Annotated in this window: 11 protein-coding genes; 6 read left to right on the top strand and 5 right to left on the bottom strand. The window is 45.7% G+C overall.

Features of this window, described 5'->3' with window-relative positions; all coding sequences use genetic code 11:
- Positions 1-193 precede the first annotated feature (193 nt).
- A complete protein-coding gene (locus AC4II3_RS14915) occupies positions 194-763 on the top strand; it encodes a DUF1802 family protein (RefSeq protein WP_488013037.1) in 570 nt (189 codons plus the stop codon).
- A 191-nt stretch (positions 764-954) separates the two neighbouring features.
- Here the strand turns inward: AC4II3_RS14915 and AC4II3_RS14910 are convergent, their stop codons facing one another.
- A complete protein-coding gene (locus tag AC4II3_RS14910) occupies positions 955-1143 on the bottom strand; it encodes a hypothetical protein (RefSeq protein ID WP_488013039.1) in 189 nt (62 codons plus the stop codon).
- A 266-nt stretch (positions 1144-1409) separates the two neighbouring features.
- Between AC4II3_RS14910 and AC4II3_RS14905 the strand changes: the two genes are divergently transcribed.
- Together AC4II3_RS14905 and purL are read left to right on the top strand one after the other, a co-directional pair.
- Complete coding sequence (locus tag AC4II3_RS14905; RefSeq protein ID WP_488029354.1) at positions 1410-1622, top strand: hypothetical protein; 213 nt, start codon at positions 1410-1412, stop codon at positions 1620-1622.
- Between the two features lie 57 nt (positions 1623-1679).
- Entirely contained in the window at positions 1680-4151 is a 2472-nt protein-coding gene (purL, locus tag AC4II3_RS14900; protein WP_488013043.1) for a phosphoribosylformylglycinamidine synthase subunit PurL, read from the top strand.
- A 70-nt stretch (positions 4152-4221) separates the two neighbouring features.
- Here the strand turns inward: purL and AC4II3_RS14895 are convergent, their stop codons facing one another.
- On the bottom strand, positions 4222-4365 hold the full coding sequence (locus tag AC4II3_RS14895) for a hypothetical protein (RefSeq protein WP_488013045.1): 144 nt from the start codon (positions 4363-4365) through the stop codon (positions 4222-4224).
- 75 nt (positions 4366-4440) lie between these two features.
- Between AC4II3_RS14895 and AC4II3_RS14890 the strand changes: the two genes are divergently transcribed.
- Both AC4II3_RS14890 and AC4II3_RS14885 read left to right on the top strand, forming a co-directional pair.
- Positions 4441-5349, top strand: coding sequence for an RpnC/YadD family protein (locus tag AC4II3_RS14890; protein WP_488013047.1), 909 nt, complete (start codon positions 4441-4443; stop codon positions 5347-5349).
- A 256-nt stretch (positions 5350-5605) separates the two neighbouring features.
- Positions 5606-6295 carry a Uma2 family endonuclease gene (locus AC4II3_RS14885; protein ID WP_488013049.1) on the top strand — a complete coding sequence of 230 codons (690 nt, stop codon included), beginning with the start codon at positions 5606-5608 and terminating at the stop codon, positions 6293-6295.
- A 7-nt stretch (positions 6296-6302) separates the two neighbouring features.
- On the opposite strand, the gene hppD is transcribed toward AC4II3_RS14885, so the two are convergent.
- Positions 6303-7445 carry a 4-hydroxyphenylpyruvate dioxygenase gene (hppD, locus tag AC4II3_RS14880; RefSeq protein WP_488013051.1) on the bottom strand — a complete coding sequence of 381 codons (1143 nt, stop codon included), beginning with the start codon at positions 7443-7445 and terminating at the stop codon, positions 6303-6305.
- 119 nt (positions 7446-7564) lie between these two features.
- Here hppD and AC4II3_RS14875 point away from each other — a divergent pair, with 119 nt between their 5' ends.
- Positions 7565-7744, top strand: a complete 180-nt coding sequence (locus tag AC4II3_RS14875) for a hypothetical protein (RefSeq protein WP_488013053.1) — start codon at positions 7565-7567, stop codon at positions 7742-7744.
- A gap of 30 nt (positions 7745-7774) precedes the next feature.
- Here the strand turns inward: AC4II3_RS14875 and AC4II3_RS14870 are convergent, their stop codons facing one another.
- Both AC4II3_RS14870 and AC4II3_RS14865 read right to left on the bottom strand, forming a co-directional pair.
- Positions 7775-9370, bottom strand: a complete 1596-nt coding sequence (locus AC4II3_RS14870; RefSeq protein WP_488013055.1) for a mechanosensitive ion channel domain-containing protein — start codon at positions 9368-9370, stop codon at positions 7775-7777.
- Positions 9367-10278 carry a c-type heme family protein gene (locus tag AC4II3_RS14865; RefSeq protein WP_488013057.1) on the bottom strand — a complete coding sequence of 304 codons (912 nt, stop codon included), beginning with the start codon at positions 10276-10278 and terminating at the stop codon, positions 9367-9369. The genes AC4II3_RS14870 and AC4II3_RS14865 overlap by 4 nt, the downstream gene beginning before the upstream one ends.
- Between the last annotated feature and the right edge of the window lie 293 nt (positions 10279-10571).

Here is a 10571-nt window from a genome sequence, read left to right as displayed (position 1 = left end):
GCGCTTTCCAATGGGCGATTAAATCGCCCTTGGGTCGCACCGCTCCCTATTCCCTCGGTGCGCTTTCCAATGGGCGATTAAATCGCCCTTGGGTCGCACCGCTCCCTATTCCCTACTGAGAGTAATCTTGACATCCTATCCTAGGAAAACGCAAACCTTTTATTGTTATCAGAAAAGTCCCATTACTAAACTTATGCTCTCAACTACTACCCATGCCCTGAAAGAATGGGCTGTTGCGGTTGATGCCTTAGAAGCGGGCAAAACAATTATGCTGTTACGCAAAGGCGGTATTCGTGAACAAGGCAACTGCTTTAGAGTGGCTCACCCCAAGGTTTTACTCTACCCTACCTATGAGCATCAAAAGCCTAATTTGCTTAAACCTGACTATGGTGAACAAGTGAAACCTGTGCCCTCAGGTTGGCATCCGGAAACTGTTCGGATTGGTAGCTGGGCGTCTATTACTGATATTTTGCCAGTAACGGAGCAATCAACTGTTGCTGCTCTGCTACCCTATCATATTTGGAATGAAGAATTTGTGAGTGAGCGTTGGAAGTGGAAGCCACGTCAACCTTTATATGTACTGCTGTTGCGTACTTATCAGTTACTTGAGCCTGTGATCACTCCCTACCACCAAGAGTACGGAGGCTGTCGCTCATGGATTGATTTAGTTGAACCGATTTCTTACGAGGGAGTTGTACCGGTTTGGAATGATGGTGAGTATATCGAACAAGTCAGAGAAATTCGTAGTCTGATCCAGGATTGATACTTTCTCCTCTGGCAGATCCGTTGGCTGTAGTTCGCATTTTCCTTTCTGCTGGGCAACAACCGACTCAGTGGCGAGGACGAGTTTATCCCACCAATAGTTGAAGTCCCCTGAGGGGGAAACCACGCTAATTGCTTCCCCCATTCCCCCCAGTGCGTGCAAAGCCATAAGTGGATAACCCCGAGAACAGCTTAATAGGTCTGTCCTATTTGATATCCTTCTAGGTAAACTGGACTGTCGCTAGCTTCGCTTTGTCTTTCCAGACCGGCTAGGAGTCCTTGATTGAATAAAACGTATTCGATTGTGTTTGGACTATAGGAATTGTATTGATAAACTAGGGTGGACACAGAGTAGGCTATATGATCAAAATTTCTAGACATAATGAATTTGCCTCCAATAGATAGATTGATAGAGCTGCGGTTTTAGGGGTGATAAGATTGTAAGTTGCAGCTATGCTTACAGAGTAATACGGGAAATATATCCGGGACATTACCCACGTGGGTGATTTTATAGTGGCTAAGGAATTGGCAAGGTATAGCAGAAGTCAGTTGTAAGTTGTAAGTTGTAAGTTGTAATTTGTAAGTTGTAATTTGTAAGTTGTCAGTGGTCAGTGGTCAGCGGTCAGCTTAAAATACGGGATTGACCTGTGGTCACCCTACGGGATGTTCCTTTGGAACCGCTTCGCGAACGCAAAAATCCAAAAATGCGATGTTCCTTTGGAACCGCTACGGGATGTTCCTTTGGAACCGCTACGGGATGTTCCTTTGGAACCGCTACGGGATGTTCCTTTGGAACCGCTACGCGATCGCAAAAATCCAAAGGACGGGAACCAAAGGAGCTGAAGAAGTCTGGCTATTGATCATAATTGGCTCAATACTCTATAAAATAATCTCTGTGCCGTTTGTGCCAGAGTGATATGCCCACTAATTCCTCGACCTCCTTTTCCCCAGAAGAGATTGCTGCTGAAGGCTTAACCCCTTCTGAATATGAAGAAATTGTCCAGCGCCTAGGGCGTCATCCCAATAAAGCTGAACTGGGAATGTTCGGTGTGATGTGGTCGGAACATTGCTGCTACAAGAACTCCCGTCCTCTACTGAAGCAATTTCCCACAGAAGGAAAACGTATTCTAGTTGGTCCTGGAGAAAATGCTGGTGTTGTAGACTTGGGTGATGGGCTACAACTGGCATTTAAAATTGAATCCCACAATCACCCCTCAGCGGTAGAACCGTTTCAAGGAGCTGCTACCGGAGTAGGGGGTATTCTACGGGATATTTTTACCATGGGAGCTCGCCCAATTGCGGTCTTAAACTCTCTACGCTTTGGGACTTTGGATAATGCCAACACTAGACGATTGTTTAATGGGGTAGTAGCAGGAATCAGTCACTATGGCAATTGCGTGGGTGTCCCTACAGTAGGGGGAGAAGTTTACTTTGACCGGGCATACACTGGTAATCCCTTGGTCAATGTCATGGCCTTGGGACTGATGGAAACCCCGGAAATTGTTACCTCTGGAGCCTCTGGGGTTGGAAATCCTGTGCTCTATGTCGGGTCCACTACCGGTAGAGATGGCATGGGAGGGGCAAGTTTTGCTAGTGCGGAACTTACGGATCAATCCCTAGATGACCGCCCAGCGGTGCAAGTGGGGGACCCGTTTATAGAAAAGTCTCTAATTGAAGCCTGTCTTGAGGCATTCCAAACCGGTGCAGTAGTGGCTGCTCAAGATATGGGAGCGGCTGGCATAACCTGTTCAACCTCAGAAATGGCAGCTAAAGGGGGCTTGGGTATTGAGTTCGATTTAGACCTGGTGCCAGCGCGAGAAACCGGTATGGTGCCTTATGAATACTTACTGTCGGAATCCCAAGAACGAATGCTGTTTGTTGCCCACAAGGGTCGAGAACAAGAACTGATAGATATTTTCCACCGTTGGGGACTCCATGCTGTGGTAGCAGGTACGGTAATCGAAGAACCTTTGGTCAGGATTTTGTTTAAAGGAGAGGTAGCAGCAGAAATCCCAGCTACTGCTCTAGCCGATAATACTCCAATTTATCAGCGGGAGCTATTGACAGAACCACCAGACTATGCATTGAAGGCTTGGGAATGGCATGAGGAATCCCTCCCTCCCTGTAATGTTAAAGGTATTGACATTAACGGCAAACATCACACTTGGAATGACATCCTAGGTCAACTCCTAGATACTCCAACTATTGCGTCGAAACGTTGGGTTTATCGCCAGTACGACCACCAAGTCCAGAACAATACCTTAATTTTGCCAGGAAACGCTGATGCTGCGGTGATTCGGTTACGCCCACAAGGGTTGAATGTTGAAAGGTTGAATGTTGAACAAGAGTTGAAAGTTGAACAAGAGTTGAAAGTTGAAGGTTCAACTAAAACTAACCTTCAACTTTCAACCCTTCAACCTGTAACCTCGTCTGGTGGTGTGGCGGCAACTGTGGATTGTAATTCCCGTTATGTTTATCTTGACCCCTATGAAGGGGCAAAGGCTGTGGTAGCAGAAGCAGCACGGAATCTGAGCTGTGTGGGTGCAGAACCTTTGGCAGTGACGGATAATCTGAATTTTGGTTCTCCTGAAAAGCCTGTGGGTTACTGGCAACTGGCTTCGGCTTGTGCAGGAATAGCAGAGGCTTGCCGGGAAATGGGCACTCCTGTGACTGGGGGGAATGTTTCCTTGTATAACGAAACCATTGATAGTGACGGGAATCCTGAGTCGATTTACCCTACCCCAGTTGTGGGAATGGTGGGATTAATTGCTGATATTACTAAAACCTGTGGTCAAGGTTGGCAAGCTGAAGGGGATGTAATCTATTTATTAGGATTGGGGACTAAATACTGGGACAATAGTCAATCCCAAACTAAATCCCAAATTACATTAGGTGCGTCCGAGTATCTGGCAACGATTCATGGCATAGTTGCGGGCAAGCCACCAGTAGTGGATTTTGATTTAGAGGGTCGTATCCAAACGGTAACGCGAGAGGGTATCGGTCAAGGTTGGGTAAATTCTGCTCATGACTGTGCTGAAGGGGGATTAGTGGTAGCTTTGGCTGAATCCTGCATCGCAGGTAAGTTGGGGGCAGAAATTACTCTAGGCTATAGCTCCGAGTCCTTAGACCTGCGCTGGGATCAGGTGCTATTTGGTGAGGGGGGGAGTCGGATTCTGGTTTCTGTGAGTCCTCAACACCAAACAAGTTGGGAATCTTATCTACAGCAACAGTTGGGGGATGAAGGATATTGGCAACAACTGGGTGTTGTTCAAGGGGAAAATACTGGTTTACGAGTACTGGTGGGAAATGGTCAGTCTGTGATTGAGGTGACAGTTCAGGAGATGTGTGATTTTTGGGAGAATGGGATTGAAAGGCGTTTGAGGGTTTAGAAGGGAATCGGGAATCGGGAATCGGGAATCGGGAAACAATCTTGTGTACGTTATTATTATGAGAACCGGTTTAGGGATGTTTCTTTGCAACCGCTTTGCGATCGCTAAAAGCGATCGCGTCTGCAACGTTTTTTAAAAATGTTAAACAGGAATTGGCTGGATAGGGATTGGCTGACAAGGGCTTTGCTAAGATAGCATAATTCAGCTTGATCATACTCAATGACCAATCCAAGAGCCGCTGATCGATAATCCCTGGAAAGAAGCGCTTTCCATCTATTTTGAATCCTTCATGGCATTCTTTTTTCCCGAGATTGACCGTAACATTGACTGGGAAAAAGGCTATGAATTTCTTGATACAGAATTCCAACAGGTGGCTCGAGATGCAGAAATTGGCAGCAGGGAAGCCGATAAACTGGTCAAAGTTTGGCGACAAGACGGTGAAGAAACGTGGGTACTGATTCATGTGGAAGTACAGAGTCAGGCTCAGTCAGTCTTTGCGGAAAGGATGTACGTCTACAACTATCGCATCTTTGATATGTATCGACGGAAGGTAGTCAGTTTAGCTGTTCTCGCTGATGATGAAGAGTCTTGGCGACCAAGTGAATACAATTACGAGATTTGGGGTTGTCGAGTTTTATTGCAGTTTCCAGTAGCTAAGCTGTTAGATTATCAGCTGTCTAAACTAGAACAAAGCACTAATCCTTTTGCTGTGATTGTGGCTGCACATCGCACCACTCAGCAAACTGTTCAAAATCCCGAGGGACGGTATCAGGGCAAATTAAGCATTGCCAAGAGTCTTTATCAACGAGGGTATAGTAGACAAGATATCCTAGAATTATTCCGGCTCATCGACTGGATGATGACATTACCGGATAGCTTTCAGATTGGGTTTAAACAGCAAGTCAGACGTTTTGAGGAAGAAAGCACAATGCCCTATGTTACCAGTATAGAGCGCCTTGCTCGTAAAGAGGGGATGGAAGAAGGCATTCTCCAAACTAGTCGAGAGACTCTTTTGGAAGTCCTTCGGGTACGATTTGAGGATGTGCCAAGGGAGTTGGTTGAGAAAATTAACCAGATTGAGTCGGTCTCTGTGTTGAAAACCTTACTTCGACAAGGAATTACTATTGCTTCTGTTGAAGAGTTTCAGGGTTGCCTTGACCAATTGTTATCTGTTGATCAGGAACAGGAGGAAGGTTGAATAGGAGGTATCTTTAATTATTTTCCCCGATTCCCGATTCCCGATTCCCGATTCCCGATTCCCTTAATTTTATGGATAATGATATTGTTTTGTTTCTAGCTACTGTTGGTTTACTGATCCTGTATCTGGTATTTTCTGCCCTAACTGAGATGGGTACTAAGTTCCCTTGGAAGAAATAGTTGATGGGTTTTTCCAAAACCTTTAATACTCAACCGTCAACCGTCAAGAATCTGAACACTATAACAGAGGTCAAGCCATGGTTGCACCCCTATCTTCTGCGACTAAACTAGACGTCATCTACCCCGAACGTGATGGAAAACCGATGTCAGACAACACTAAACAGTTTCGCTGGATTGTCACCATTCAAGGCGGTTTAGATGCCCTGTTTCAGGATGACCCTAATGTCTTGGTGGTAGGAGACTTACTGTGGTATCCCGTAGAAGGCAATAATAAAATTTGTACTGCTCCTGATGGGATGGTGATCTTTGGTAGACCCAAAGGTGATCGTAGTTCCTATCTACAGTGGAAAGAAGATAATATCCCCCCACAAGTGGTGTTTGAGATACTCTCTCCAGGAAACACCCTCACCGAAATGGCCAAAAAACTGGCATTTTATGACCGCTATGGGGTTGAAGAGTATTATCTCTATGACCCAGATAAAGTGGACTTGAGTGGCTGGTTGCGTAATCAGGGTAAGTTAGAGGTGATTGACTCGATCAGCGATTGGGTGAGTCCGAGATTGGGGATTCGGTTTGATATGAGTGGTACACAACTCCAGATCTATCGACCGGATGGCAAGCCCTTTGCTACCTATATTGAGTTAGCCCAAGGGAAGCAAGAAGCTGAATCGAGAGCAGAGCAAGCTGAAGCCTTGTTGGCTCAGGAACGACAACAGATGCAAGCCCTTTTAGCCAAATTGCAGGAAAAAGGGATCGAGCTGGAATAGCTTGAATTCACCTGGATAATTCACCAGTTCCTAAACTTCCTCGCTTGTTCTGTTCCCGCTCAATTGCTTCAAATAAAGCACGAAAATTTCCTTCTCCAAAGCCCTTGGCCTGAAAGCGGCGCTCAATCACTTCAAAAAAGAAAGTAGGCTTGCCAAAAATGGGCTGGGTGAAGGTTTGAAGTAACAAAGCTTGGGAAAACTCTTGCTGCCAATCTACTAAAATTTGTCTGCTAGCAATTTCTTCCCATTCTGCTGGTGGTAAAGGTAAATTAGAGCTGCCTGGTCTTTGCCGCAACTGGCTGTAGTAGCTGGGAGGAACTTCAATAAACGGCAAACCTCGACCACGGAGTTGCGCGATCGCTTCTACTATATTGCTAGTTCTAAGAGCAATATGCTGGATTCCTGCTCCACCATTGAAATCTAGAAATTCCTGAATCTGGGAATTAGCAGACGTTGGTTCATTGATCGGCAACTGGACTTCACCAGTGGGATCAACCATGACCTGAGAGTATAAACCAGACTTTTGTGTTTTAATAGAAAATATTTGTTGTGGGCAAAATCCCAGCACTTGTTGATACCAATTTACTGCCCGTTCTAACTCACCAGCCGGTACATTAAGTACTACATGATCAATGGTGGTAAACATGGTCTGAAGATTTTTATTTCCCTGGTTTCCCTCTCTACTCAGGGAGGGTAGGTTACCATCAGCAGTTTTCGTGATCCAGTTCAACTGAGCTGGGAAAAAGGATTCCTCACAGAAGCCATCCCGCTCCACCAGGGTATGAACCACAGAACCCCAGGAGGGGATTTTACTCCACTTGAGCCGTCCGTGTCTTTGACATTGCTCCTGAGGTGACTGTATCACCTGGTTTCCCTGAGCGGACGCATTCTCAATCACCGCTTCCAGGTCTTCTACTAGAAAAGCGATGTCAGCCACCCCAGGAGGATGTAGACGCAAAAACTCAGCAATAGGACTTGCTGATGTCAGAGCTGAAGAGATAACAAACGTGATTGAGCCACTTTTGACAACTTCCGTGTAGGTATGGTGACTACTGCCACTAGCGACCCGTTGAAAGCCAAGAGTCTGGACTAACCAATCACAAAAAACTGTAGCATCTTCAACATAGAAGTGAACATGATCAATTTTCATGGTTAAATCCAGTTCAAGAGATTGTAATCTTTTTAATTTTGCTCTTGTTAGAAGATTAAACCAATTTGCAGTAGGGAAAAGAGGATTACAGATATTTTACATATCTGAGTGGTTAACTCATGGCATTTTCAGCTGATCTGACTTTTATCACTCCCCACACCTACCACACCTCCCATACTCCCGTCTCTTTGCCGATTCCCGATTCCCGATTCCCGATTTCCGATTCCCGATTCCCGTTCCCCTCCTGGGAGGGGTTAGGGGTGGGTTCCGATTCCCGATTCCCCACAACTAAGCACTAATCAGATGGCCGATTTGCTTTGCGATCGCTTTTAGCGGAAGCGAAGCTTCATCGCATCTGCTGGTAACACCTCTAACGAAGACATCTGCATTGTTCCAGCCAGATAGTTGCTCTGATGCTTAGCCACTACCTGGCTCAACGGATCTAGGAGTGTGTGATCGTCCCGTAACGCTTCAGTAAGTGACTCCTGAGTGATGACCAGAATTTCAGTCTCCATGGCAGCAGTGATGGTAACCTTTGGCAAGGGTTTACCTAAAAAAAGAGTCATCTCACCGAAGAAGTCTCCGGCTTGTAACTGTTCCACAGGAAATGGAGGGGAGTACTTGAGAAATTCCTGCCGTTGCTCAAGATCGTGAATCTCTGCTGCTAACAGTTGGTAAAGCCAGTAGAGAGACGATGTCTGCTGTGCCGCCTCATGGGCTACAGAAAAAGCAGTAGGACCGATGTAGTGAGCTAGCTGATAGCCAAGCCTTTCAATCACCTGTTGATCTAATGGAGTAGGGGGTTGGGCTTTCGGTCTATGACTGAATGCTTTGACTGTAGTCTTGCCCAAGGTCATAACCACCTGTTGCTCTACCTCTAGGCAGCCTTTAACCACAATAAACATAGCGTCTTGGGGCAGATTTTTACTACTGAGGGTTTCACCAGCATCAAATAGTAGAGGCTTGGTATATTCGATCAGGATTTTCTGCGCCCCAAGGCTGAAGTGGCGGAAGAATTCAATGGAGCTGAGGAGTTTTAGGTGCTGCTTGTGGGAGGGGATAATATACCTAGGACTTAATCCTTCACGGTGTAACCCATACCAGACTCGGCGTAAGAGTTCGCGATCGGTGTGTAGCGGAGCAATGTTGTAGTTTTTAGGAAAGTATAAAAGTTTGTAAGTGATAAACAGCCCTGGATCCGCTAAATCATATTCCCACATCCTGACTTGAATCGGTTTGTCAAGGTTAATGTTAGGGTGGGGCTGATTCAGGACTGCTTCATAGGCAGCATCAATGACTTGTTGGGGGGGAGAAGCAGCAGGAACTAAAAATTCCACAGAGCGCATCACTGGTTGTACCGTGGATGTCTTAGTGGGAATCACCGTAAGTAAGTCATCTGACATTAACCCATTAGGAATGTAAGTCATTTCACCAGTACACCGACGTATCGCTATCGAGCGCCAGGTGATCGACTCGATTACGCCCTCTACATCACGGATAATCACTCGGTCACCAATTTGAAAGGGTTGGTCAATGCGTAGGGCTACCCCTGAAAAGAAGTTGCCTAAAGTAGACTGTAGAGCAAAGCCGATCACTGCTGTGATTAATGCTGAGGTGGTAAAGACGGCTGCAATGTTTTCCCCCAGTATTTCTAAGATCAAAACCGAGCAAACTGCATAGAAGAAGAGTGAAATAACCAGCTTGAGCAAGGCTGAGGGTTGTTTACCTTGGGAGCGGGCAAACCAAACATCAACTACGAGAAAGGAAAGAAAATTAACGATCACTACACTACCACAGATCAATACCGTAATCTGTAGGTACTTCACTATCGAGTCTGATACCAGGTCTGGGTTGCTACTCACAAAGGTATAGGCTAAAAGCAACAGACCGGTGAGGCCGAGAATACTTAAGTGTTTTGCAGTCATTTCGGGTTAGAGATATCGTCAGAATGACTTGAGGGTAAGTTGCAGTTTGACAGGGCTTTACTCAAGCTGATCAGCAATCTATTGATGGATTGGCTGAGCTTGCCAATTTCATCAGAGCGATCATCTGGTAATTGCGAACCTTCCACCTTTCTCAGGCTGATTTCCTCCACCAAGTGAGCAATGCTGTTGAGGGGATTAACTACCCAGCGCCTGACGATTAGACTGACTGTGGTGTAAGCGATTAAGAAAATGCTGGCTAGGAGCAATAAGAATGAAAAAATAGCCTGTCGCGCTTGTTTCTCCGGCATTGACGTAGGCACAGAGAGCAACCTGATCCCAACAATCTCATTTAGCTTCCAATCAAAGCCCCTGGCATCACCATAGGTTTTAATCAACGCTGGGGGAGCATCGTCTGGGCTGCCGTGACATTGCAAACAGCTTTGGGACTTAATCTGGATCGGTTGGGCAACGTAGACACTTTTGAGTCCTTGCTTGGTAGAGCGCTGCCCAATAATTTCCTTGAGATTGGGGTGAGTGATAAATTCTCGAATCAGCTCCACTTGCCATCCCTCAGCCAGATCTTTGAGGTTGGTGGGGTTAAGCGCCCGCTCGACATAGGTATAGCCGTCATAGTCCTGGTTCAGACCCTTGAACAATTGTTGAGCGGCATAGGAGGGCACAGTTTGGGGAAGGAACTCTTCTGTTTCCAGTTCTCCGAGCAACGGTCGAACTTGATCAGTAGTGTAGTCCCTAGCCGCCACTGCTGTACTCAAGAGCACTTCCGCAGTATGAACAACTTCCTTACGAGCATGTTGCTGTTCTACAGCATAGGTGATCAATCCAGCTATGATCCAGCCGCATAAGAAAATGACTAGTATTACTAATTCCAGTCTTGTTTGTAGTTTCATCCTTAAAGGTATAGGAAAGGGAGCAGGGACTTCGGAGCTGGGAGCAGGTTAGTAGGTTTTATCGTTATTTTAGTTAAAGTTAATCCTATAGACTTCAGTATTTTCCCTAATATGTTGATTTAGAATGAAGAATTTAGAATGAAGAATTTAGAATGAAGAATGAAGAATTTAGAATGAAGAATGAAGAATTTAGAATTTAGAATGAAGAATTTAGAATTTAGAATGAAGAATTTAGAATGAAGAATTTAGAATTAAATTCGCCACGGGTGGCACCTCTTGATGCAGCGCATCCC

The sequence above is a fragment of the Moorena sp. genome, from assembly GCF_982860115.1.
This window is presented reverse-complemented; position numbering and strand designations above follow the sequence as displayed.